A 26536-nucleotide genomic window follows, 5' to 3' on the forward strand; every position below is an offset into this window, starting at 1 on the left:
CCTTCACTAAATATTCAAGTTTTCTCATACCAAAATTTAATAAAAATATTCCAATTTTTTACATTACACTTTTTATGCCACTCTAACAATCCCTCTTCCAATAAAAACCCCCACAACCGACAGCACAACACTCAAAACCGCATATCCCAATGCAATCCCAGTATTTCCCTTCTCAATCAAATTATACGTTTCCAGCGAAAACGTAGAAAATGTAGTAAATCCACCACAAATTCCCACTTTCAAAAACAAATTCCAATTCTCCGAAATCTCCCTGCCAGCCACCACCTCAACAACAACCCCAATCAATATTGCGCCCAAAACATTCGTAACAAAAGTCTGTACAGGAAAACTCACTTTCAGGGGCACAGCACTAATCAAATAACGAAGAATCGCCCCAATTCCCCCACCAATTCCAACCATCAAAAATTTCATTATTTACCATCCTTAATAATTAAAAATTTATATAAAAAGTAAAAAAAATTAGGCTTTTATGAGATAACTTTAAAAATAAAATAGTCCCTTTGCCTAATTTCATACTTATTTTTTACACTTTCTATTTTTTACCGCCAAAAAATTTCCCAACTAATCCCATTACATCGTCCACTACGTTTCCATCTTTATTTGCATCGAGCATATTTGTAATTGTGCTCATAATTCCACCTTCACCTGTGAAGTTTGCTGCAAGGTTTGAAGTTAAGTTTCCAATTCCTTGCACATCCAGATTATTTTCCTTTTTTTGCTGTCCCAATGCTCCTAATACAAGTGGAGCCAATGTTTGTAAGATTTTCATGCTTCCTTGATTATCAAGTCCGCTTGACTGTGAAACGGCATTGGCCACATTTTGTGTATTGTTTCCAAACAAATGTCCTAAAATTCCTGCACCATCCTTTAAATCAGGATTTTGCAAATAACTTCCAAGATTGTTTAATACTGAACCGTCGTGCTGATTTAACGCATTGTTCAATCCTTCTGCCTTTTCACTGTTATTTGCATTTTTATTAACTGCTGCCAATATTGCAGGTAAAGCTGCCGCTACTCCATCTTTTACCTGTGTGCTGCTCCCTCCTATCTGTTCTGTCAATTTTCCTAGATCCTGTCCCTGTAAAAGTCCAAATAATGCTTCTAAATTCATCTTCCCTCCTATTTTTTCTTTTATTTCTTAAATTATTGTTTTTATTTAAAGTTTACTGCCACTTTAGTGTTCTTTTCATCATTATTCCTAAAATTTAAGTTTTGAATGCTTGTTACAGCGTTTTCAGTTTCTGACTCCCTCGCATAAAATACAAATTCACTTGTTACAGAGTCTATCTGTATTCCATAAGTTATTCCATTTGTATATGTCAACAGACTTGACAGTTCCTTATCTCCCAAATTTGCCAAAATCTTGGTATAAATTGCTCTTGCTTCAGCTTCCTTGATGTTTTCATCAGATACTTGTATCAGATTAATTACCATATTTTCAATTATTGCAAGATTGGCCCCATCCACCTTTCCTACCTTTAAAAATATGCTTGTAGCACTTATTCCGCTGTAATCCAGTGCATAAATAGCATCTCCCTTTGAATGTATTTTAGCATAATAGTAGTTCTTGTTTTCATACACCAATTTTTCAAAATCTCCAATACTTATTTTATTATCTTTAGACTTTTTAGAGAAAGTTTCAATTATTTTTTCAATTGAATTATTTGAAAAAATATTCTCCTTTGCAGCTTTATTCTGTATATTTTCTGAATTTTTCTTTTTCTCCTGACTCTCCTTTTTACCACAGTTAGTCATAAAAATAAATAAAAAAAGCAAAAATACAACTCTACTTTTATTCAACATTTTTACTACCACCTAATTTTATATACTTAAACTTCTCCAAAACCGAATCAGCCTAAAATTTATTACAGTAATCAATTCTTTATTTGTAGCAATACAATTTTGAAGCAATTTTATACATTATACAATATTATTCTTAATTTTTCCATATTTTTTCAAAAAAAAAGACTATCTAAAAATAAGTTATACTCATTTTAAATAGTCTTAAAAATTTATAAAAACAAAAACTTCTTATTTTTCAATTTTTGTGTAAGGCATTAAAGCGATTTGTCTAGCTCTTTTGATTGCTTTAGCAATTTTTCTTTGAACTTTAGCTTCTAATCCTGTTACTCTAGCTGGAGAGATTTTTCCTTTATCATTCATAAAGTTTTTTAACAATTCAACGTTTTTATAATTAATGTCTTCTACTTTAAATTTAACTTTTGGACGTCTTTTTCTTCTTTTAAATTCTGTAACTGGTTTAGCTCTCATTAATTTGCACCTCCTAAAACTTTTATAGCAAATTTCATTTTTTATTATAAAATTTACTTAGCTATTATTAAAATGGAAACTCTTCATCATCATCCATATCATCATTATCATTGTCAAAAGTGTCATTTTGTACTGGTTTACTGTTATTATTGTTAAAAGATTGGTTTTGTTGGTATCCACCACTATTCCCAGAATTTCCTGCACTTTCAACAAATTCAAAGCTGTTTACAACAACTCTTGTCATTCTTCTTTTTTCACCGTTCTGTTCGTAACTGCTTACGCTTAAACGTCCCTGTACAAGAATCCTGTTACCTTTTCTAAAATATTCAGCAATTGTTTCAGCTGTTTTTTCCCATACCGTACAGTCAATAAATTCCACTTCATCTCTTGTTTTTTGCACAGCTAATGAAAAATTTGCAAATGCTTTTCCTCCTGAAGTATATTTTAACTCAGGATCTCTTGTCATTCTTCCCATCAGTATTACTACATTCATAATTTTTCCCCCTAATTTTTATATTTATTTTTAAAATTTAAAATAACAAAACCTCAAATTTAATTTATAAGTATTAACCCTCTTATAATTTAAGTTATTTCAAATTAGTCATTTTTAACAATCATGTATTTCAAAAGTGATTCGTTAATGTTTAATTTTGCTTCAATTTCAGTAAATCTAGTTCCATCTGCCTGGAATGTTGTTAAAACGTAGTATCCGTTTTCTTTTTTCTTAATTGGGTAAGCTAATTTTCTATCTCCCCAGATTTCTGTCTTAACTTCAGTTGCTCCGGCAGCTGTCAATGTATTTTCTACAAATGTAACTCCAGCTTGTTTTTCTTCATCTGTCAATTGTGTAGACAAAATAAACATAATTTCATAATTTCTCATTTCTTTCTCCTTTCCTATGGCTTTTTTAGCCCTACTTCCACAAATAGAGCAGGTTATATAATTATAACAAAAAAACCCAACAAAATCAAGCCATTTTCAAAATTATTTATACTGTTTATTTTTTTTCAAAATTTGAATAAACAAAAATAAAACTATTTAAGATTATCCGCTAAATAGTTTGTATTTTTATAATAAATTGTTTTAAAATAACTTTCTTTGCATTAGGCTTGTTTTTTGATTACTCTTCAAAAAATGGCGGCAATACAAAATTATCATCCTCTTCTTTGTCTTCTTCGTAACCATCTTCTTCATTTTGATAATTATTTTCTTCATCAGTTTCTTCTGTTTTATTTTCTGCGTCTGTTTTTTCTTCTTCCGGTGCAAATCTAATTGTTCTTGAAGCCTCTGGATTAGCTGTCAAAAATTCTTCCTGAAAATCTGTTGCTACCAATGATACACTTATTGTTCCTTCCAATTCAGGCTCCATAATGTATCCCCATAATAAGTTAGCCTTGTCATGCCCCGCTTTTTCTGCGATTGTCTGAGCCACTTCCTGTATTTCCTGTAACCCAATATCTGGCCCTGCTGTAACGTTTATCAAGATTTTTCTTGCTCCTTCGATGGATTTTTCCAGCAGTGGGCTGTTTAATGCCTGTGCAGTTGCACTCTTAGCTTTTTCGTCACCATTTGCTTCTCCAAATCCTAACATTGCAATTCCTGAATTTTGCATAATAGATTTTACATCTGCAAAATCCAAGTTTACAATTCCCTGTTTTGTAATCAAGTCAGAAATTCCTTTTATTCCCATTTTCAAAACACCATTTGCTTCTTTAAAGGCATTCATCAATGAAATATTCATTCCCGGTATTTCAAAAAGTCTATCATTTGGGATAGCAATTAATGTATCTACATTTTCTCTTAAATTATCAATTCCAACTGCAGCATTATTTTTCTTTAATGGCCCTTCAAAACTAAATGGTTTTGTAACAATTGCTACAGTTAAAATTCCCATTGCTTTTGCAACTTCAGCAATTATTGGAGATGCTCCTGTACCTGTTCCACCACCCATTCCAGCAGTTATAAACAGCATATCTGTCCCTTCCAGCACTTCTTTTATTTTTTCTTCTGATTCCTTTGCCGCAATCCTCCCTTTTTCAGGATCCGCTCCAGCTCCCATTCCTCGTCCTAAAAGAACTTTTATAGGTGCCTTTGATCTATCTAAATCCTGCTGATCTGTGTTTATTGCTATAAAATCAACAGTCGTTATATTACTTTCAATCATATCGTTTATTGCATTTCCACCTGCTCCACCTACTCCTACTACTTTCAGTTTCGCTGCATTACTAAAGTTATCCATTTTTTCTTTGCTACTTAGATTATTATAACTTATTTAAAGTAGCTTCTCCTTTCTCTTATTTTAACACACAGTATTATTCGCCTTTCACAACAATATCTATAAATCTTAAATCCATAGAAGTCACAGGTCTTTCTTTTTTTATTTTTTCGTATAGCTTATATGCATCATTATATTTTTTTTCCGTTACTAAAGTATCTGTTATAATTTTTACATTATTATTAAGTATTATTTCATAATTTTTCTCAGATTGCCGTATTTCTGAAATCATAGCATAAAAATCTTTATTTTTTATTTTAGAAAGTATTGTTTTTATCTGATTTAAACTTTCATCACTTGTGTAATCTATTACAGGAATATTTTTTGAAGGATCTTCTAAAATATCGCCGTATATATTCAAATCTTTATCTGCTAAAAGCGTTTTATCTCCCTTTTTCACATATGCGTAAGGTTCCCTTTCTTCCAGAGTTACCTCTATTTTACTTGGAAAAAGTTTTTTTACCGATACTTTTTTTACTCTCACGTCGGTTTTTATAAGATTTTCAATTTCACTGGTGTTCAGATACACAATATTTTTACCTTTCATCTGTTCCAGCTGAGCAGCTATATCCTGTTTTAATAATTTTGATTGCCCCTCTATTAGAACTTCCTGAATTTTAAAATAATCCGTATCTACAAATCTTTTACCAAAAAACATCATTCCTGCCAATAAAAATAATAAAATTAGTACCTTAACTGACTTTTTCATATTCAAACTCCGTTTTTTCTATTATTATACACTTTTTTTTGATTTTATTCAACATATTAAATAAATTTATTTAAATTTATAATAAATTTAATCAAGAACTGAGTTTAAATATTTAAGTTTATTTATCAATATTTTATTTTTATTAACCTTTTAATATTATTATTTCTGTTTCCAGCTTTACTCCAAATTTTTCAAAGACAACTTCCTTTACATGTTCAATAACGGAAATAACATCATTAAAAGTGGCATTTCCTAAATTTGTTATAAAGTTTGGATGTTTTGGTGAAACTGCCACATCTCCAACTCTATATCCCTTTAAATCAGCATCAGAAATAAGTCTTGCCGCAAATGTCCCTTTCGGATTTTTGAATGTACTTCCTAAATTAGGTAAATCTAATGGATGTTTTACTTTTCTCTGTTCTCTTTTATCATCTGAAGCAGCCTTGTCAAACCCAAATCCAAATTTGAAAAGGGCAGAAATTACAATCCATTTATTTTCCTTGATTTCGGTAGTTCTATATTTAAAGTTCAAGTCTGTTGTCTTAATTTTTACAATTTCTCCATCATTTTTACAAACTTCCACTTCTTCAATACAATCAAAAATCTCTGTCCCGTAAGCTCCACCATTCATATTTACAAGCCCACCAACAGATCCTGGAATACCAGTAATATTCTCTAACCCTGTATAATTATTTTTTTCCATAAAATCTATTAGATCATTCAAATCCAGTCCAGCTTCCACTCTTATCAAATCATAATCGCCTTTTTTTTCTTCAACTGTTATATTTTTTAATCTTTTTAATGATAAAAAACTTATATCTAAATTTCCATCATTAATAAGAGTATTTGTTCCATTTCCTAAAAGAAAAATGTTATTTCTAGTTTGTAAAACTTCTTTTAATTCATTTTTATCATCTATGAAAATAAGCTCTTTTGCAGTTCCGCCAACTTTCATATTTGAATATTCCTTCATCTTGGCATTTTTTATTATTTCCATTTTTTATTTCATTCTCACTTTCTATGAATCTTTGTATAAGCGTTATTGTATCGGTTATTCTACAATATTATTTATTCTAACCATCAATTTCCATCTTTTTCAAATCATTTGCAATCTCATGAGCTACCCTTGATACACTTCCAGCTCCCATGAATACATAAGTATTTCCACTATTTCTATCATTTTTTATAATGTCTTCTATTTCTTCCTGAGTTTGCACTCTGACATTTCCTCCAATTTTTTCTGCAAGCGATTCTGAAGTTACACCATAAGTGTTATCTTCACTTGCTGCATATATTGGAAGTAGAATCAAGTCATCGGCATCTTTTAATGAATTTACGAAATCATCAAAGAAAAATTTTGTACGGCTGTATCGGTGAGGCTGGAAAATTACTGTTACTTTACCTTTTTCAGTATTGTGTGCCGCATTAATTGTTACTTTTACTTCTGTCGGATGATGTGCGTAATCATCAATTATTCTCAAATTATTGTCATAAATAACTTGGTATCTTCTGTTTGCACCTTTAAATTTTAAGATTCTCTCTTTTACTTTTTTCATATTACATTTAAACTCATGGGCAAAATAAATTACCGGAAGTGAATTTGCAACATTATGATCTCCAGGAATGCTCAAGCTGAATGTCCCCAAATCCTCACCTTTTTTCACAACTTCAAAACTTGTTATTCCATCCTCCACTCTTATATTTTTGGCAAAAATATCAGCTGTTTCGTCTTTTATACTGTACCAGACTACATTTTTATTTTTTATATTAAGCCCAACTTTTTCAACAGTATCTTTACAAAGAATAGCAATTTTTTCTGTACTGTCAATAAACTGCTCAAATGATTTCTTTATATTTTCAAAAGTTCCGTGATGATCCAAGTGATCAGCTTCCACATTTGTTACAACAGAATATTTTGGTTTTATGTATAAAAATGAATTGTCACTTTCATCGGCTTCGGCAATAAAATATTCTGAATTACCAATCTGACTGTTACTGCTTATTTCTGGAATAATTCCTCCAACTACTATAAATGGCTCCTTTTCCAAAAGTGCCACACTCATCATTGAGCTTGTAGTAGTCTTCCCGTGAGTTCCTGCCACAGCGATTCCATCGAATCTGTTCATTATTTCAGCAAGCAGCTCTCCTCTTTTTATTTTTTTTATATTATTATCAACGATATATTTATATTCTGGATTTGTTTCTCTTATTGCTGTAGAATATACGAATAAATCTATTCCCTTGTCCTTTACATTTTCTTCCACTTGCCCTATATAAACTTTTATCCCCATATCTTCCATATCTTTAGTTACAGGCTTTCTTTCTAAATCTGAACCTGCCACATTAAATCCGTCCGCTGCCAAAATTTTTGCAAGTCCACTCATTCCAATTCCGTTTATTCCGCTAAAATATACGTTATTTACTTTTGTTAGCATAATTTCCTCCAAATTTTCTTTTCCTTGTTAGTTTATTTATTTAAATTCCCATTTCTTTTACTATTATTTCCGCTGAATTGCCTTTTTTCAAGGTTTTTACATTTTCACTCATAAATTCCAGCATTGATACCTGTCGCACTATTGACAATGCTTCATCTATCGCTTTTTCTGCTGTTTCATTTGTAAATATTTTTGCACCATTCGCATATTCCAGCACATCTGCATTTTCCTTTTGTCCAACAAAGTCGTATGGAATCAATACTGACGGTTTTTCCAGCTGGATAAGTTCAGAAATTGTTGAGGCTCCAGCACGGCAGATTACAATATCAGAAGCCGCCATCAATTCTGGAACATTTTCAAAATATGGTTCAACTACCGCTGTTCCAAAATCTCTTATTCTGTAAGTCGATGCTTCATAGTTATCTTTTCCTGTCGCCCAGAATAATCGTATTCTCTTATCTTCCATTATCGTTTTCCATTTTTTCACAATTGCTTCATTTATATTCTTGGCACCAAGGCTTCCACCTATTACAAGAATAACTCTCTCGTCATCCTTTATTCCGAGTTTCCGTCTTTCCTCCTGTTTATTTTTCTCATAAAAATCTTCCCTTAATGGATTTCCAGTCACAACAAACTTATTTTTATATTTTTCCTTAATACTTTCGAGTGTATTTTCAAAAGCGATAAATACCTTTTTTGCCCCTTTATAAAACCATTTGTTAGCCTGCCCCATTGTATGATTCTGTTCCTGCAGATAATATGGTATTCGTAACACATTAGCCGCTATTAGCACCGGTATTGTTATATAATTCCCAAATGCTATAATCTTTGTAGGCTTTTCCTTTTTTAACAGTTTTATTACACCCGCCGTTGCAGTTATCATCTTAAATCCTGATTTTATACTTCTTAATGGCAGCACATCAAGCCCTATAAATCTAAAATTTTCATTTGGAACAATATCCTTTTCCATTCTATGTTTTGTTCCAATAAATAGCGTATCTATACCTTTTTCCCTAACTTTTTTTGCGATTGACAAGGCTGGGTAAATATGTCCGCCTGTTCCTCCCGTAGTAAATACTACTTTTTCCATTTTCGTTTTCCCTCTCGTTTTTATTTATTATTCAAAATTTATTTTATTTCTACATCATATAATCCATTTCCCGCATTTTATCAAGGTTGCTTCCCATTTCCTGCCTGTATAACGCCCGCAATATATTATAAACAATTCCTAATGTCATCATAACTACTATCATTGTACTTCCTCCGTAACTCATCATTGGAAGAGGAATTCCTGTAGAAGGTATCAGCTGGCTTGCAACCGCTACGTTTCCTATTATCTGTGTGGCAAACATTATAAAAATACCACTTAATAGATATTTTGCATACAAATCCTTTATTTTTCTCAATGCAATCCCTATTATAATTAACAAGGCCGCATATAATCCCAATAAAAACAAGACTCCCAAAAATCCATTTTCCTCAGCAAACCCTGAAAAAACATAATCTGTATGTATTTCTGGCAAAAAATTATATTTTTGCAACCCATTTCCATAAAATCTTCCACTAACTTTTCCATTCGCTATGGCAATCAGCGATTCTGCAGTCTGCCCTCCGCCGTCTTTAGATTTATATTCAACAAGCCTGTTTACCCTATATCCAACCTTTGTTATCGCAAGCCACCCTCCGATTCCAATTATTGCTGAATAAGTCGAAATTATTGAAAATTTTACTTCCGCAATGAATAAATAAGTCAATGCTATTATTGTAATTTGCGCCGTACTGCTAAATGCCTTTTCAAATAAAATAAGAAACATATATATAAATGAACTTATCATCATAATTCCACTTGTTATCTTAGGAAATTTTTTTATTTTATTTCGTGTCTTAAATGTGTAAGCAAGCGTTGATAACGTAATAATTAAAAATAATTTAGCAAATTCTGAAGGCTGAAGCAATATTACCCGCAAATCAATCCAACGTTTTGCCCCATTTACCGTTTTTCCCGCCAACAACACTAATATAAGTCCAAAAGCCCCTATAACATACAAATATTTTGCTATATCCTTATATTTTTTATAATTTACATTAGCTGTAAATGCAAACAATCCCCAGCCTACCACTAGCCATATTGCCTGCCGCATTAAAAAATAATAGCTTTTTCCATATTCCTTCTGTCCTTTTGGAAAACTAAGACTTGCTATAGTTATAAGACTCAATGCTGAAAGTATTATAATTACAATTATAAAACTCGTTCCCAATATTTTTTTACTATTCACTTTTTTCTCCTAAATTACATTTTTCCAAAAAATAAAAATTATTTTCCTATAATTTTTTGTGTCAATTCCTTAAATACTTTTCCCCTATGTTCAAAACTCTTAAATTGGCAAAAACTAGATGTCGCAGGTGAAAACAGCACTGTCTGATTTTGGGAAAAATCCACATTTTCCTTCAAATAATTCAATACATTTTCAACCGTTTCCAAATTCTTATAATTCTTATACCCAATTTTTTCCATATCATCTATCAAAAGCTGAGCATTATCCCCAATCAGATAAACAAAGTCAACTTTCTCCTTAACTCTTTCAATCAGAGGCATATTATCAATTTTCTTGTCATCTCCGCCTAAAATCATAATAATCGAATTATTAAACGAATCAATAGCCTTTAATGTCGATTCCACATTTGTCCCCTTAGAATCATTAATAAACGTTGTATTCCCTTTTACAAAAAAGTTTTCAAGCCTATGCTCCAACGCATTTGTTGATTTCAAAAATTCAATCAGCTTTTTATTTTCCACATTTAATATTTTCGCCGAACTTATCAAAAATAACATATTTTCCAAATTATGTCTACCCTTTAATGATAATTCTTCCGTTTTCATCAAAATTTCTGAAACTTCATCAATTTTTTCACCAAAATTCTGAACTTCGTCAATTCGTTTATTCAAATCCTTCATTATACGAATATCATTTTCATAAACAAAAACTGTTCCCTTTGTCTCTGTACTCAAATACACCTTTTGAGCCTTTATTTTCTCTTTTATCTCATTTCTTTCATACAACTTCGCAAAAACTTCATCATCCAGATTAATCAGCGCAAAATCATTTTCTGTCTGCTTATTAAAAATCGCAAACTTTGTAATATAGTAATCTTCCACCGTATCATACCGTGTCAGATGATCAGGTGTCAAATTAATTATCCCGGCGATATTTGAATGAATCTGCGGATTATTTTCCAATTGGTAGCTGCTAAGCTCCAGCACAACATAATCCAGTTCTTCCTCATCAGCCACCAGTTTTGCAAATGAAAAACCTGCATTCCCGGCAAGTTTCGCACGAAATCCAGCAAAATTAAGTAATTCAGCCATTTTAGTAGATGTTGTAGTTTTCCCGTTTGTCCCAGTAAATGAAATAATCTTTATATTTTTATCCACATATTTATAAGCCAAATCAATTTCTGAAATAATCTTAACATCCTTTTCCTTCGCAACTTTCAAAAGCTCCGCCTTCCAAGGAATCCCTGGACTTTTCACAACAAATTCAATTTTTTCTTCATTCAAAATCCTAACTCCCTCTTCTGACGACATTGCAACCTTATCATCTATCAAATATACTTCATATCCATTTTTTTCCAGCAGTTCCTTCGCACCAAGTCCACTTAACCCAGCACCAAATACAATTCCCTTTTTATCCATGTGATTTTTTCCTCTCTTTTTTATACAATTTTATAAATGTTAATTAATCCTAAGTATTTAACTAAGTAGTTTTTCTATTTTAAAGATGTTTATTAATAACTATTTTTTATTATATATTTTAATTTTTTTAACGTAAGGGTATCAGACGCCATGCCCTTACAATTTTGCTTAGTAATATTAAAATAACTTTTGTAATTAAAATTAAAAGTGTCGTGATTTTTTGAAAATAAAAAATAGCTTAGTTGAATACTTAAAAAATAAATTTATTATATTCTTATTTACAATTTCATTTTTTATGAAATAATAAATAAAAACATAATTTTAATTAGTTTGCAGGGGAAAAATCCCCTGCTTTATTATTTATCTTAATTTCAAAATTACAAATGTTAATAGACATGTCATTATTGAAACAATCCAGAATCTTATTGTAACTTTTGTTTCAGGAAGTCCTAGTAGTTCAAAGTGATGGTGAATTGGGGCCATCTTGAATACCCGTTTTCCAAAAGTTTTAAAATGCCAGACTTGAATCATAACTGACAAGGCCTCCATAATAAATATAAATCCAGCAATTGGCAATAATAATTCCTGTTTTATGAAAATAACGATAATTCCTAAAATTCCTCCCAGTGTCAGAGAGCCAGTATCTCCCATAAATACTTGCGCCGGATAAAAATTGTACCATAAAAAACCAATTAACGCACCTATTACCGAAGCTAGATAAACTGTTATTTCTGATACTTCTGGAATATGATACAGATTTAAATATTTTGCATAATTATGGTGTCCTGTCAAATATGTTATTATAAGAAGCGTAATACTTACCACAATTATTGGCCCACTCACAAGTCCGTCCAGTCCATCCGTCAAATTTACCGCATTTGAAGAGCCGATTATTACAAATGACACAAAAATAAAAAACAGGACTGGTGTTATGTATATATACGAATTTTTTATTAACGGATTTATTATCGAAAAATCAATTGTCTTATTAACAAGTCCAAATTTATACACAAAGCCAAATGTTAATGCTGTGATTATAAGTTGTCCCAATATTTTTTTCTTTCCAGAAAGTCCACTTTTATGTCTTGTTAATTTCAGGTAATCATCATAAAATCCAATTGTTGTAAATAAAATTGTAATTACAAACAGAAATACAATAAATTTATTTGTAAAGTTGCCAGCAACTGCTGTTGCAAATAAAATTGCTCCAATTATTAGAAGCCCTCCCATTGTAGGTGTTCCCGACTTGTCAAAATGCGATTTAGGCCCTTCCTCCCTTGCCGTATCTCCATATTTTTTCTTTTTAAGCCAGGCAATGAACGGTTTCCCTAAAATTAACATAAACAAAAACGCAATCATAAACGCCACAGACGCTCTTAGCATTATTGATTTAAAAATACGTAAAACTCTCCAGTTATTTATAAATAACTCTTGCAGTAAATATAACATTCTTTATTATAGAATTTTTTTACTCATAATCCATACTCAAACAAATTATATAACAATAAAAAAACTCTTCTCCTTTCTTTGTTTAAAATATTTATTTTTCTATGATTTCTTCTAATCTCATTCCCCGTGATGCTTTTAACAGCACTACCTTTTCTCCAGAAATCTGTCCTATTTTTTCCTTTATTTCTTCCTTTTCATCAAAATGTCCAAATTCCCTGTTTTTCAGGTTCTCATTTTTTAAATTCCCATTGTCCACATTTTCCTTTATTTTTTCAAATAGACTTTTCATCCTTTCTCCGAACAAATAAAGTTTGTCAAATTTTGTATTTTTTATTGTATTAAAAAGATTGCTATGAAGTTCCAGCTCATTTTCCCCCAGTTCCAACATATCCCCCAGAACAACGACTTTTTGTCTATCGTTATATATCTGGGAAAATGTTTCAAGTGATTTCTCCATAGACATTGGACTTGCATTATAGGCATCGTTAATATATGTTGTGTCGCCGTTTTCAATTATTTGAAATCGCATTCCAGTCAAGCCAATATTTTTCACAGCTTCACCTATTATTTTATCTTCCATTCCGAATTGTTTAGCCACAGCAATTGCCATAACTAAGTTTAATACATTGTGTTCTCCCAGAACATTCGTTTTATAATTTCTCTCAACTGTGCTTTGACAAGTTTTTCCAAAATATTTCAGAAAAAAATCAGTCCCGCTTTCGTTAAAATGAACGTCTCCATAATAAAAATCAGACGTTTTATCCCTAAACTCATTATTTCCCAAATTCAAAGCCCTTACAACTTCAATATTTTCAGCTTTCACATTTTTTAAATATTCATCATCGCCATTGATTACGAGCGTATTTTTAATATACGGGATAATTTCCGTTTTTGCCAAAAATACATTTTCCTTCGTTTTCAGAAATTCCAGATGTGATTCACCAATGTTGGTAATAACATTAATATCAGGCAATGCAATCTGTCCCAGCAGATCAATTTCCCCAAAGCCGCTCATCCCCATTTCCAGAATGATAAACTCATCATCTTTTTCAGCACGCAACAAAGTGAAGGGCAGTCCAATATGATTATTGTAATTCCCTTCAGTCTTTTTTCCTTTATATTTTTGTGAAAGCAGGTGGTAAATCATGTCCTTTACAGTCGTTTTCCCGTTGCTCCCCGTAATTCCTATTACTTTTATATCTAAATTCTTTCGCCATTCTCTGGCAAAATTTTGCAGAAACACAACACTGTCCTTTACAAAAAATGCACGATCAGCATACTTTTCATCAATTTCCACAGCTTCACTGTCATAAACAGCCAAAGCCCCTTTTTCCAATGCTTCATTAACAAAATTGTTCCCGCCTCTGATGGCAACAAAAACATCATTTTCATCAAGTTCCTTTGAATTAATAGAAACTTTATTTATCTCAAAATCTGATATTTTCCCTTTGTTAAAGAAACTTTGAAACACTTCACTTTTATTCATAAAATTTCTCCAAATTCTTATCTAATTTAATACTTTTTCACAATTATCCATATTATAAAATTATATCATTTGAAGAGCATTTTTTCAATATATTTTTATTTTTTTTTCAAATTTTTCTAAAAGAATTTATCTTATACCCAAACCTGTTTAAAAATGAATTGGTAAAAATTATATAAACCTAAAGTTTGAACAATATGTCCACAATTTTTGAACTTAATTTTAAAACTTTTTATTATACGTAATTTAATTTTTATAATTATCTCACTTCTATCATTTTTATCTCTGTTCTATCCCCTCTATGCCGTGATTTTGAATATTCAAAAATTTGTCCATTTGATAAAAAAGCAACTTGTTCAACTTCCAGAACAGGAATCAGCTCTTTGATTTTTAAATATTTTTTTTCCAAATCCGTTGGCAAATCCGCCTTTATTACCCTATGTGCACTTTGTATGCTTAAATTCAATGTATTTTCTATATATTCATAAATAGAATCCTTTAATACATCCTCTTTTAACCCTTTGATTGTAGATATTGGCATATAGGTGTATTCGATAACGCAAGGTTCGTCGTTTAAGTAACGCACTCTTTCAATATAATAGACAAAATCATTTCTTTCTATTTTTAATTTTTCAGCTATTTCGGCTGAAGCCGGGATAACTTTGAACTTTATAATGGCGGATGCAACCTTTTTATTTCCATGAGTTGCCTTAAATCCCATAAACTGCTTTTTCATGGCGATTTCTATTGCATCGTCATCCCTCATATCCTTTACAAATGTTCCAGAACCTCTCCTTTTGATGATCAGCCCTTCTGAAACCAGTAAATCCATGGCTTTTTTACGGTAATCCTGCTTGCCTTGTATTTTTCACACATTTCCTTTTCATTTGGAAGCTTTTCATTTGGAATATAATCTCCATTTATTATTTTATTTCTTAATTCCTGAGCAATTTCTCTATATTTTAACACTATTTCCATCTCCTTAAATAATTTTTTTCATTATAAAATATTTATCCTTTAAAGTCAATATTGTAAAAAAGTGGAACGGAGAAAAAATGGACTATATTTGTTCAAATAACATAGCCCATAATTTTTAATAACTATTCTTTCTCTTTCGCTTCATTTTCTTTTTTTCTTTTTTCCTCTTCATACTGCTTTTGGGAATACAGTATAAACGGTATCCATAAAAGCACCATTACAACGAAACCTACTATTTGTATTACCCCTCCCATAATAGAATTTGTTGCAAGCGTTCCACTTATTCCAAGAGGCATAGTCCATGGTACCGCCACTCCTGTTGTTCTAGGCATTAATCCAATTTTTGTTGCAAAATAGGCAATTGAGATTGTTATTGGTGATCCCAGTATCCACGGTATTGCAAGTATAGGATTCAATATTACAGGAAGTCCAAATAATGTAGGTTCGGATATATTGAATATTCCTGGTATAAATCCTAATTTTGCCACTTCCCTTTGCTGTTTTATTCTGCTTACAATAAAAACCGCTGTTAATGCTGACAATGCCCCCATCGAACCAATACTTACCGAAAACATCTCTATAAACTGCTTTGTTACAATATGAGGTAATGGCTGTCCTGCATTATACGCATTCAAATTTTCTAGTGAAGCCACATTCCAGATTGTATCCATTATCGGATTTACCACAAGATGTCCGTGTACTCCAAAGAACCAGAAGAACTGTACCAATGTTGCGGCTATTATTGTGGCAAAGAAAGATGTTCCCAAACCAACAAGCGGTTTTTGTAAAAATTCATACACAAAAGTATGTATTGATTCAAATTTAGTATGTTTAAAGAGAATGTTTATTATCATAAATACACTTAAAGTCAAAAATCCTGGAATAATCGCTGAAAATGATTTTGAAATCGCAGGTGGAACATCTTTAGGCATTTTTATAGTCAAATTCTTATTTAACAAAAACCCATAAATAGTTGTCGATATAATTGATACAAAAATTGCAACAAACAGCCCTTGAGCTCCAACTAACGAAGTTGGAATAACTCCTGTCATCAGTTCCCCATTTTCAAGTTTTACTGAAAAAGGTGTTACTATAAAAAATGCTACAAGTGCCACAGCCCCAGAATATATTGCATCCTGCATTCTCTTCGGATTTTTATACAAGTACAAATAATAACCAATCCCTATGCTTACAAATATCGACATAAGCAACATTGAGCTTTCTATCGAATGTCCCATCAGGGCTCCAAGCCCTTCCCTAGCCTTTTCGCTAAACCCGGGAAAGTTTGTTACAACAAGCAAAATTGAACCAAACATTGTAAGCGGAAATGAAAGCATAAAAGCATCCCTTAAACTAAGCAAATAAATATTTTTCCCAATAATTCCCGCAAAGCTCATTAATTTTTCAGATAATTTTTCCTTAAAAGTTCTTTCCATTTTTTTCACCTCAAATATAATTTCTATTTTTTATTATTTTTCAAAATTTTATAAATTTATAGTAAAAACACTTTAAAGCTAAAACTCAGAAGTTATAGATATTTTACTTAAATTTAAATATCCCAGCCATCAATTTCGTTAGTTTCAGAAACTTTCTTTATCCAGTATCCTGATTTTTTTACTGTCTTTATTTGTGTTGGCAAATCGACCGAGATAAATCCGTATCTATTCTTGTAGGCATTTGTCCAGGACCAGCAGTCTATTGGTGTCCAAGTGTGGTAGCCAAAGCAGTTTGATCCTTCTTCTATTGCTCTATGAAGATATGTCAGATGTTCCCTAAAAAAATCTATTCTATAGTTATCTTCAATTATCCCCTGTTCATTCTTAAATTTTTCTTCATCTTCGACACCCATTCCATTTTCTGAAATAAACCATTTTATATTTTTATAGTTATCCTGAATATTTTTAGCAATATCATAAATCGCCTGCGGATAAATTTCCCATCCTCTGTAAATATTCATTCTTTTCCCTGGCATATCATAATTTTCAAAATATTTATCAGGCAGCCAGCCATTTTTAGAAATATCAAACTCTGTTTCTCTTGCCTTTATTCTTCTAGGCTGATAATAATTCACTCCCAGAAAGTCAACTGTATTTTCTGAAATAATTTTTAGTTCCTCTTCTGTACTTTCCCACAAAACTCCATCCTTTTCCAATATATCTGTCAGCAATTCAGGAAATTTACCATAAATCGCAGGATCCAGAAATGAATTATTAAAAAAAGCATCTGATATTTTCGCAGCCTTTACGTCCTCTTCATTTTCACTCCTTGGATACGATGGCGTCAAATTCAAAATTACTCCTATTTTCCCATCTTTTTTCAACGATTCTATTTTCCTAAATTCCCCAATTACCTTTGCCGAAGCAAGTGCCGTATTATACAAAACCTGCATAGCTTTTTTTCCATCCACAATCAGCGGATAATGGAATTGATACATATATTGTGCCTCCACAGGCACTATAGGCTCATTAAATGTTGTCCAGTATTTTACCTTGTCCCCAAACAGTTCAAATGCTTTTCTGGCATATTTTACAAACAATTCAACTACATGCTTTGATTCCCAGCCGCCATATTTTTCCTGCAATTCTATTGGCATATCAAAATGGAACAAGTTCAGTACAAGAGTAATCCCATTTTTCTCAAATTCCTCTATAACCTCTTTATAAAATCTCACTCCATCCTCATCAACTTCCCCAGTTTCAAAATCCTTTATGAGCCGTGTCCATTGAATCGACGTTCTTAATGAATTAAGCCCTATTTCCTTATATAATTTTATATCTTCCCTAAAACTGTTATAAAAATTTGAAGCCACATCAGGCCCTACACCATCAAAAAACACCTTCTTATCTGTATCAAACCAGTAGTCAAATATATTTCTGCTCTTCTTATTAAATCTCCCCTCACTCTGTGGCCCCGAAGTAGCCGATCCCCACCAGAAATTATCTGGAAATTTCAATTTTGCCATTACTATCCCTCCATCTATCTAATTATCTATATCTATATCTTTTCCTTATTTTCAATATTATTATATTTTCATTTTTAATAAAAGTCAAATCTTTGTTTTTAAAAGATATGTCTTTTGAATTAAAAAAATAAAACAAAAAAAGACTAAACTCAGAATTTACTATTTCAAGCAAGTCTTTTCCAATTTCATTTTAACATCTCTAGTAAACTAAAATTTTTATTTTTTCAAACGTTGCTTTGCCATCCACTCAAACAAATGTTCCCCTTTATTATTCACAGGCATATTTCTAAGACTATAAATCCAGCTCCAGTGTCCATTGTACTCAGTTTCACCAATTTTTACATTTGGATAAGAGGAAAGTATTGCTCCATATTTTGAAAGAACATCGTAAACTCTTTTACTTGTATTTTCGTAGGAAATAGTCGGATCATTTTTAGCATGAACCATCCAAAGCGGTTTATTTCTTATTTTCATCAAATCCTGTGTAGTAGTTGCAACTCCGCCAGAAGTAGCCGCTTTATCAAGAGCAGCCGCACTTGTACTAAATGCCGCAAAATAATCTGGATATTCAATCATCATTCTAAATGACATATATCCACCAGCAGAAGCTCCAAAAACATAAATTCTATTTTTATCAACATTATTTTCAAAAACAAACTCATCAATCATAGCCTTTACTGATTTTATATACCCTTTGGTATAATTATTGTACCAAGTGTCATCAGCTTGCGGTGCCACAACATAAGCCCCGCCAAATATCTTTTGTGTTTTATCTTCTGCAAAAGCCACTGCCCCACGATTTGCCAATTTTTGTGAAACATTATTCCGATAATTCTTGTATCCGCCTTCACCATTCCCATGAAACCAGATTATAAGCGGATGTTTCTTCCCATCATCTTTATTAACAGGTTTAAAATATTGATAATTTACTCCACTTTTAGACTTCGCCGCTACAAACTTATCAGCTTCCTCATCAACAATTTTCCCTTGTCTATAAATTCCTGTTTTATAACCCTTTATCTCCTTTTTTTGCTCCACTCTATACTCCAAGTCCATCAATACATTTCGAGAAACATCTCCAGTAACATAACTCAAAGTATTTGCTCCAGCCACATCTTTCCCATATTTCAAATTAATAACAATATTACCCTTATCATTTACAAAAATATTCTCAATTTCCCTCTCAACTTCAAATGTCCCCGATGATTTAGTCTTATCGTCTAGCACAATTCCAGCGTCTTTTGGCAAAGTTCCTTTAGCAAAAACTTTAAATGTATCTTTGTCAATTTGCTTATTTTGAATATTTTTCCCTTGCCCTTTTGTATCAATTTCAATCGAAACTATATTCTGCCCATAATCAAATACTTTTGCCTTTAATGATAAATATGTATTAAAATCATATCCACCTTTAAAAACTAATTCTGATGCAATTCCTAACATACTTACAAAAAACAAACCTACAAACACCAATACCTTCGTTCTCATAGCCATCACTTCCTCTACAATATTTTTTATTTCAAATTTAATTGATAAAATTATTAAATAAAGTAAAAATTTAAAAGTAAACTATTTTATCTTTAATTTCCTATACCTATTCACCGCCGCACAAAATTCCTGCTTTCTAGGCAATGCCAAATTTCCTGGATGCCCTGTATACGAAGAAATCGAATCAAGCCCTTCTTTTTCAATTCTTTCATAAATCCTGTCAGCCGCTTGCGAAAGTGTCAGTTTTTCATCCAGTACTTTATTTTTAAAATAGTCAATCATTACAGCAATGCAGTTTGTCTGGCTGTCATCCACAAGCTGCTCCAGCCCTGAAATGTCGATTAATTCTTTTCCATACAGAATACTGTATTTCCCTTTGGCTTTTGTTTTATCCAGTTTTCCAGATTGCGAAAAACTTTTTTTGAGTGGAATTCGTTGTGTAACTCCTTGAAATTTATCATTTGAAGAAAATTCCCTTTTATTTTCATCCGATTTTGCAATCTCTTTTGCTTTTTCTGTCACATCTTTTGGCACATATTCATCCATCATTATAACGTGATTTGCCACATCAAAATAATCTCCAGAGCCACCAACAATCAATATAGTAGAAACTCCAAAATTGTCATAAAGTTCCTTTACCCTGTCAATAAACGGTGTTATCGGCTCTTTTTCCTTTTCCACAAGTTTTTGCATTCTTCCATCACGAATCATAAAATTTGTAGCCGAAGTATCCTCATCTATTAAAATCAAAGAAGTCCCATATTCCAAGGCTTCTGCCACATTTGCCGCCTGCGATGTGCTTCCACTCGCATTTTCAGTTGAAAAAGCCCTTGTATCTTTATTTTGTGGCAAGTTATTGATAAATCCGCTTATATTCACCTTTTCCACATTTCTTCCATCTTCCGCACGTATTTTTACCGCATCCGATTCAGAAATTATAAGTTCTCTCCCATCTTGAGCAATATGATTGTAAACCCCTCTTTCAAGTGCTGCAAGCAACGTGGATTTTCCGTGGTAACCTCCACCCACAATTAGCGTAATTCCTTTTGGAATACCCATTCCACTTACTTTTTTTCCACTTGGAAGTTTTAACGTAACCTCAAATTTTTCTGGACTTTTAAACTTAACTGCATTTTTCATAGGCTTATCCGAAACCCCACTTTCACGTGGAAGCACAGAACCATTAGCCACAAATGCAACAAGCCCTTTTTCCTTCAACATTTTTCTCGCATATTCCTGATCCAGCACTAGAATTACCTGCTCATTTAACGCTTTTTTATTCAAATTATCATAAATAATGGATTTTTCCACAATTTCAGGCAGCTGCTCAAAAATAATTTTCTGTGCGGCTTTTCCCATTATCCGTCTGCCTCTCGCAGGCATCCCCATTTCAAACCTCACTTCAACTTTATCTCCCTTTATGAAAACTGAAGTTCTTTCTAAGATTTCCTGTCCACATCTGTCAATAAAAATTCTTCCACTGTCCCCAGTTCCTGTACCGTCATTCCCACTTTTCTGAATTTCCCTGTAAAAATTTCTCGTAAGAAAATCTGAAACTGCAATATTCTTATCCTTCGTATCTGTCAGCTCATAAGGAATTCCGCAAATTTTTCTATCCATTATAACCCTCATTTTTGAAGGCGGAGCATAAGGATCCGACTGCACGTGATCAATCGCAAGAACATACTTTTCAAACCTATATTCCCCTTTAAGCGACTTATACACCGAATAACTTTTTCCATCCATTGAAAATAATATTTTTTCTAAATCTCTATAACTTTTCATCTTTTGCAATCTCTCCTTCTGTTTATTAATATTTTTCTTCACTTTATGTCCAATACTTATTTAGAACTGAACTCAAAGGTATATTTCTAGAGCTTCTAATTTATGTTTGAGGCTTTCATTTATCCATTTTGCTTTTCCAAGATTATTTAAAAAAATTTTGTTATCCTCATAATAAAAAATATAATAAAATTTTTAAGGATAATGTCTTATTAATTTAAGAATACAACTTAATTTTTTTTTAGTATTTCCTGTTTTATAATATGATTCAGCCTTGAATAATTAAGATAGTTTTTATTATAAAATCAATTCGTCGGAGCATTTTTATGTGCTGGCAAAATTATTTGAGCGACAGCAAGTTTTTTGTTAGTACATAAAAATGCCGTAGACTAGCCATCGGTATTGTATAGCAATCTTGCCACAATTTTAATTATCAGGATAAACCTTTACTGCAAGATAAGGATTTGCAGTAATGAACAATCCTGCAAAACAAAAAAGAAAAAGCATATAAATTATAAGTGTTATAAAATTTCTCATTTTTGTTCATTAATATATTGTATAAATTCTGGTGTTTTGGACCAATATTTAATTCCCCAATTTTCAAAATTCCACTCTTCCATGTAATCATTGCATTCAAAGTCGATATAATAGACAAGTTCATTTTGTACAACAAAATTAGTTGGAAAGTAATCTATATTGGTATTTGAAAGATATAGAAGTCTACACATTTCCTTTAATTGTTCAATATATTGAGCTACTGTACGATCATTTTTTACCATATCAAAAATTGTATCTCCTTCAATGTATTCTTTAAGAATCCGTTCATTCTCAATATCCACATCAAACATTTCAGGCATTCGTATTCCTATTGAACTTAGCCGCCCATAATCATTTATCTCTGCTTCAATTTTATTCCCAAACTGATAGTAATCACAAGGTTCATGATGAATCTGCTTTAAAACATACTTTTGCTTTCCATCTGTAACTAAATACGAATAGCCACTTTTTCCTTTTCCTAACAGCTTTATTATTTTATACTCAGAATCATTAACTTGCATAAGTTTCATAAATTATCTCATATGATAAATATATAAAATATCACATTCTCCTTTCTTTTTTTATTTTTAAATTATAACCTATTTTTCAAAATAAAGTAAAATTTATATAACTTCTCATATCTCCCAAAGATTTTTTACAAATAAAAGTATTTCCCAGCCAAAAACGACTCCTATTCTATTAAAGTTCCAATTATTCTTTGAACACTTCTTTGGAAAATATGTCGTGTTGAACTTCCTTCAATTACGGCAATGCAGGCAACTGCTACCCAATATGGATTTGTCAAATTCAGACAGTAAAAAAAAACTATCAGACAAGTTGACAATGTTCCAAAAGTTAAATAACCTATATTTTCTACAATTTTAGGTTATTTGACAATAATCCTATTAATATCAGCACTGCCATGGCTAAATTGCCAATAAAGGCAAATCTTTTGTAGCATTTATTTTTTCTAATTTTAAAATCTCACTTGAAATTTTCTTTCCTCCCTTCTAAATAAATCATTCCTACTAGCATTTTCCCCCTTTTTAGTTATCCTATTTCCCCTTCCTGTTCAATTATTTTCTACCATAATTTTACCACGTACCTTGTCTATTTCAAAATTCTTTTTCTTGACAGAGCAAAAAATTTATTCTCAAAGTATTGATTTTTCAAAAAAAATTTGTTATAATTACATTGTTAATATTATTATTAATCTTTTCATATATCACAACCGAAGAAAAAAATTGGTCATAAAAGGCAGTCCATATACCTCTTTCTCGTGGACTGTTTTTTATTTACTATTTTTTTAAAATAAAATTTATACAAAACAAGGAGCCGATAAATTCAGCTCCTCAATTTTTTATACATATTTTCACTTTACAATACTGTTTATTCGTAATCTCCATCTATCCTAACTTTTCGCAAAATCATTCCTTCCTTAGCTTTTAAATCCAACTTGATTTTTCCTGTCGAACCTGTTCTGAATGTTCTGCCTTCTGTTACCAAATCAATAAATCTCTCATCCTGATAATTTGTTTCAAATTCCACATTTTCCCAGCTGTTAAATGAATTATTTATTATAACAATAATTGTATGATCTTCAATTACTCTTTCGTATACAATTATTTCCCTGTCGTTATCAGCGAATATTTCCCTGAATTTACCATAAACAAGAGTTTTATTTTCCAGTCTTATTCTTATTAACTTTTTGTACCATTCAAATAAATCACTATCAACTTTTTGCTGGTAAACTTCATTCTGGTTAATGTGTGACGGATTTTTTTCATCATCGTACATAAATTCCTTCCATAACATCGGTTTTCGGCAGTATGGATCCGTTGCTCCCCACATTCCTACCTCATCACCGTAAAACAGCATTGGTGCACCAATATATGTCATTTGGAATATTGAAATTAATTTTAATATGTCCTTTGGCTTGATTGGACTGTTTCGCCAGTCTATTGTTGTGTTTGGATGATAGTTTGAGGCTAGATCGGGACGTATTCCATTGTATCCTTTTTCAAGCTGTTTTCCTTCTTCCAGATTTCTCCCGATTACATCATTTACAATTCTTGAATAAAGTCTGTCGGTATCATGTGAACCATTCAAATTTTGACTTGCCTGTAAGGCCTGATATGGATACCAAGTTCTTTTTTCACGCAGTTCATTGAAAAAGTCCTGTGCTTTCAGTTTATACCTTACTCCACCTTCTCGACTTTGATTTACAAAGAAACCAATAACTGTTTTTAACCATTCATAGTTCATTACAGTGTCAAATTTGTTTCCACCGTTAATGTCGCCTGCAGCATTTCCCCAAAGTTCCGCAGTAATGTAGGAATCTGTCTTGCTGCCTTTTACAACTTCACGCCATTCATTCCAGAAATTCTGATTTTCAAGACAGTTTGGTACATCAAGACGCCATCCATCAATTCCATCATCTTCCATCCAGTTTTCACTTTCTTTTCCGTCAGGCCCATACATCCATTTTCTCGTAATATTAAAAATATACTCTTTATATTCCTGATTAAACGAGTTAAATTCAGGTAGCGTGTCAAATCCTCCCCAAGCATTGTAAATAGTCCTCTTTCTATTTGCAATAAGAGTTTCGTATGCCTGCTCCTTGCTCATTTCATCAGTTATCGGCACATGCTGTCCAAAATCCGTAAATTTATACCAGTCCTTATATTTAGAATTTTCCCCATCAGCAAGCACCATATTAAATGTCCAATGTTCACTGCTACTATGATTGAAAACCCCGTCAAATATTACACGGATACCATTTTTATGAAATTCCTTTATCAAATCCACCATTATCAAGTCTGACTCCGTCCACACCCAAGTTGATGGATCTTCTGTTTCTCCATAGCCATTTTTTCCACGATTTTCACCATTCAGGTTTACTTCCAGAAGTTTTAGCTCGCTGCTTGTCGAAGCCTTGTTTCCAAGCACATCCACATACGATTTATTCCCGTATTTATTATTTTTATTAATTTCCACATCATGAGTTTTTCCACTTGTCTTTATCGTCCCAAAGTCTGGTGAAATATGTCTAAAGTCATTTGCCCCATATTTATGGTTCTGATATGAGAAAAACACTGGATTTAGCCATACGGCATTAATTCCGAGTTCCTTCATATATGGTATTTTTTCTTTTATTCCCTGTAAATCTCCACCATACATTCTGGCATATTTTAAGCTGTAATCAATTTCACGCTCCCCCAATTTTTCCCAGACTACCTGTTCCCTGAAATCAGCAGTCCAACGGTTTCTATCAAACTGCCCAATTACATTGTTACTTTTTTCCCATCTATAGTCCTCTATGAAGTTCTGTTCATGAAGCCTGTTTGGTTTAAATGCTTCTGGCCCAAACTCATTGAAAATTGGATCATTGTAATGATTTCCATTGTAAAATCTGTCTGGGAAAATATTGTACCAGATTGCCTCTTTTGCCCAGTTTGGTACATCAAATAGCTGTATATCCTTAGAAGTTGTATTTACAATTAATCTTTTTGGCTTGCTGTAACTCAATGTTTTTCCGTTAAAATACGCTCTTGAGCCGTTATCTTCAAGAATAAAATAATACAAAAGTTTTTTTGCCTCTTTACCAAAATTTATTATTCTTTCAAAATAATCAAATCCGTTTGTCTTATCCTGATACCTTTCCAGCTCATAAATCATCTCATAATTATCTTCCTCATGTAAAACAACACTAATATAAGCTCGTTCCACATCATTCATCTGAGTTCTTATTTTAAACTCATATTCGTTGTCTGAAAGCTTGTTAAAATATTGCAAACTGTCATAATTATGCACAATAGCCTTCAAATTCGTATTTTTATCAATCGCTTCATATACAAATTTTCCAGTTCCCAAATCTCCTTGTGGAAACAATGCTCCGTTTTCTCCAATTATCAATTTTTTATTTTCATTTTCAGGATACCATTTCCCGTCAATCAGATATTTGTATTCATAAACTCCCTCAGGCGAAGCCAGTATCACTTCATAATTTGTTCCTTCAAAATGATGAATAGGCTCAGTATCAGGCTTCCAGTTATTAAAGTTCCCTGCAATTTCAACTTTATCAGCCTTTTCCAATCCAAAATCAGCAATATCCAAATTCATTCTGTAAAATTTCATTTTTGTTAATGAAATCGTCTTTTTTGAAGGATAATATTCTACATAGATATCTATTCCTTTTTGAAATCCAGTTATTGATTTTGGTGGCAAATTATCATCTACCACAGCCTCAAATCTTTTTGCAAATGGAGCAGTATGGCTATAAGTTACTCCGCTTATAACACCACTTTCCTCGTTTTTTATTTCAAAAAAATAGCTTCCTGATTCAACATTTCCCCATTTGTATATAAAATTTTCCCAATTCTGTTTTAAGTTCTCTTCCTTATAAAATTTGTTGTCCTTATAAATTACAATTTTATAGCCCATTTTTTTCTCCTA

24 protein-coding genes are annotated in these 26536 nt (G+C 31.9%); all 24 read right to left on the reverse strand.

Annotated features, from left to right (window positions below; genetic code table 11):
• Nucleotides 1-72: 72 nt before the first annotated feature.
• Nucleotides 73-432 (reverse strand): fluoride efflux transporter CrcB, encoded by a 360-nt coding sequence (gene crcB / locus K324_RS0104795; RefSeq protein ID WP_026748155.1) that lies wholly within the window; start codon nucleotides 430-432, stop codon nucleotides 73-75.
• A gap of 121 nt (nucleotides 433-553) precedes the next feature.
• Nucleotides 554-1132 (reverse strand): DUF937 domain-containing protein, encoded by a 579-nt coding sequence (locus K324_RS0104800; RefSeq protein ID WP_026748156.1) that lies wholly within the window; start codon nucleotides 1130-1132, stop codon nucleotides 554-556.
• Between the two features lie 41 nt (nucleotides 1133-1173).
• Nucleotides 1174-1824, reverse strand: coding sequence for a hypothetical protein (locus K324_RS0104805; protein WP_026748157.1), 651 nt, complete (start codon nucleotides 1822-1824; stop codon nucleotides 1174-1176).
• A 228-nt stretch (nucleotides 1825-2052) separates the two neighbouring features.
• Nucleotides 2053-2292: a 30S ribosomal protein S18 gene (gene rpsR, locus K324_RS0104810; RefSeq protein WP_006806119.1), complete on the reverse strand. Its 240-nt coding sequence runs from the start codon at nucleotides 2290-2292 to the stop codon at nucleotides 2053-2055.
• Nucleotides 2293-2359: 67 nt separating this feature from the next.
• Nucleotides 2360-2785, reverse strand: a complete 426-nt coding sequence (locus K324_RS0104815; RefSeq protein WP_026748158.1) for a single-stranded DNA-binding protein — start codon at nucleotides 2783-2785, stop codon at nucleotides 2360-2362.
• Between the two features lie 104 nt (nucleotides 2786-2889).
• Nucleotides 2890-3174, reverse strand: a complete 285-nt coding sequence (gene rpsF, locus K324_RS0104820; RefSeq protein ID WP_026748159.1) for a 30S ribosomal protein S6 — start codon at nucleotides 3172-3174, stop codon at nucleotides 2890-2892.
• A 238-nt stretch (nucleotides 3175-3412) separates the two neighbouring features.
• On the reverse strand, nucleotides 3413-4531 hold the full coding sequence (ftsZ, locus tag K324_RS0104825; protein WP_026748160.1) for a cell division protein FtsZ: 1119 nt from the start codon (nucleotides 4529-4531) through the stop codon (nucleotides 3413-3415).
• A 73-nt stretch (nucleotides 4532-4604) separates the two neighbouring features.
• Nucleotides 4605-5276, reverse strand: a complete 672-nt coding sequence (locus tag K324_RS0104830) for a cell division protein FtsQ/DivIB (protein ID WP_026748161.1) — start codon at nucleotides 5274-5276, stop codon at nucleotides 4605-4607.
• Nucleotides 5277-5418: 142 nt separating this feature from the next.
• The gene (murB, locus tag K324_RS0104835; protein WP_026748162.1) at nucleotides 5419-6273 is read right to left on the reverse strand and encodes a UDP-N-acetylmuramate dehydrogenase; all 855 of its coding nucleotides are present in this window, start codon (nucleotides 6271-6273) and stop codon (nucleotides 5419-5421) included.
• A 76-nt stretch (nucleotides 6274-6349) separates the two neighbouring features.
• Complete coding sequence (gene murC, locus K324_RS0104840) at nucleotides 6350-7711, reverse strand: UDP-N-acetylmuramate--L-alanine ligase (protein ID WP_026748163.1); 1362 nt, start codon at nucleotides 7709-7711, stop codon at nucleotides 6350-6352.
• A 40-nt stretch (nucleotides 7712-7751) separates the two neighbouring features.
• Nucleotides 7752-8801, reverse strand: coding sequence for an undecaprenyldiphospho-muramoylpentapeptide beta-N-acetylglucosaminyltransferase (murG, locus tag K324_RS0104845; protein ID WP_026748164.1), 1050 nt, complete (start codon nucleotides 8799-8801; stop codon nucleotides 7752-7754).
• A gap of 49 nt (nucleotides 8802-8850) precedes the next feature.
• Nucleotides 8851-9987, reverse strand: a complete 1137-nt coding sequence (locus K324_RS0104850; protein WP_026748165.1) for an FtsW/RodA/SpoVE family cell cycle protein — start codon at nucleotides 9985-9987, stop codon at nucleotides 8851-8853.
• A 38-nt stretch (nucleotides 9988-10025) separates the two neighbouring features.
• Entirely contained in the window at nucleotides 10026-11405 is a 1380-nt protein-coding gene (gene murD, locus K324_RS0104855) for a UDP-N-acetylmuramoyl-L-alanine--D-glutamate ligase (RefSeq protein ID WP_026748166.1), read from the reverse strand.
• A 360-nt stretch (nucleotides 11406-11765) separates the two neighbouring features.
• Entirely contained in the window at nucleotides 11766-12854 is a 1089-nt protein-coding gene (mraY, locus tag K324_RS0104860) for a phospho-N-acetylmuramoyl-pentapeptide-transferase (protein WP_026748167.1), read from the reverse strand.
• A gap of 91 nt (nucleotides 12855-12945) precedes the next feature.
• Nucleotides 12946-14340, reverse strand: coding sequence for a UDP-N-acetylmuramoyl-tripeptide--D-alanyl-D-alanine ligase (locus K324_RS0104865; protein WP_026748168.1), 1395 nt, complete (start codon nucleotides 14338-14340; stop codon nucleotides 12946-12948).
• Between the two features lie 256 nt (nucleotides 14341-14596).
• A complete protein-coding gene (locus K324_RS14285) occupies nucleotides 14597-15169 on the reverse strand; it encodes a GntR family transcriptional regulator (protein WP_197738422.1) in 573 nt (190 codons plus the stop codon).
• Nucleotides 15142-15306 carry a GntR family transcriptional regulator gene (locus K324_RS16210; protein WP_021747195.1) on the reverse strand — a complete coding sequence of 55 codons (165 nt, stop codon included), beginning with the start codon at nucleotides 15304-15306 and terminating at the stop codon, nucleotides 15142-15144. The genes K324_RS14285 and K324_RS16210 overlap by 28 nt, the downstream gene beginning before the upstream one ends.
• Before the next feature lie 131 nt (nucleotides 15307-15437).
• Nucleotides 15438-16751: a PTS sugar transporter subunit IIC gene (locus K324_RS0104875; RefSeq protein ID WP_036095159.1), complete on the reverse strand. Its 1314-nt coding sequence runs from the start codon at nucleotides 16749-16751 to the stop codon at nucleotides 15438-15440.
• A 113-nt stretch (nucleotides 16752-16864) separates the two neighbouring features.
• Nucleotides 16865-18277: a glycoside hydrolase family 1 protein gene (locus K324_RS0104880; RefSeq protein WP_026748170.1), complete on the reverse strand. Its 1413-nt coding sequence runs from the start codon at nucleotides 18275-18277 to the stop codon at nucleotides 16865-16867.
• A 216-nt stretch (nucleotides 18278-18493) separates the two neighbouring features.
• Nucleotides 18494-19762, reverse strand: coding sequence for a prolyl oligopeptidase family serine peptidase (locus K324_RS0104885; RefSeq protein ID WP_232056091.1), 1269 nt, complete (start codon nucleotides 19760-19762; stop codon nucleotides 18494-18496).
• Between the two features lie 81 nt (nucleotides 19763-19843).
• Nucleotides 19844-21547, reverse strand: coding sequence for an ABC-ATPase domain-containing protein (locus K324_RS0104890; protein WP_026748172.1), 1704 nt, complete (start codon nucleotides 21545-21547; stop codon nucleotides 19844-19846).
• Between the two features lie 530 nt (nucleotides 21548-22077).
• The gene (locus K324_RS0104895) at nucleotides 22078-22611 is read right to left on the reverse strand and encodes a BUD32 family EKC/KEOPS complex subunit (protein ID WP_026748173.1); all 534 of its coding nucleotides are present in this window, start codon (nucleotides 22609-22611) and stop codon (nucleotides 22078-22080) included.
• A gap of 161 nt (nucleotides 22612-22772) precedes the next feature.
• Nucleotides 22773-22925: an FUSC family protein gene (locus K324_RS16620; protein WP_211231544.1), complete on the reverse strand. Its 153-nt coding sequence runs from the start codon at nucleotides 22923-22925 to the stop codon at nucleotides 22773-22775.
• A 545-nt stretch (nucleotides 22926-23470) separates the two neighbouring features.
• Complete coding sequence (locus K324_RS0104900) at nucleotides 23471-26524, reverse strand: alpha-amylase family glycosyl hydrolase (RefSeq protein ID WP_026748174.1); 3054 nt, start codon at nucleotides 26522-26524, stop codon at nucleotides 23471-23473.
• Nucleotides 26525-26536: the final 12 nt, after the last annotated feature.

The organism is Leptotrichia trevisanii DSM 22070, from assembly GCF_000482505.1.
Taxonomy (GTDB): domain Bacteria; phylum Fusobacteriota; class Fusobacteriia; order Fusobacteriales; family Leptotrichiaceae; genus Leptotrichia; species Leptotrichia trevisanii.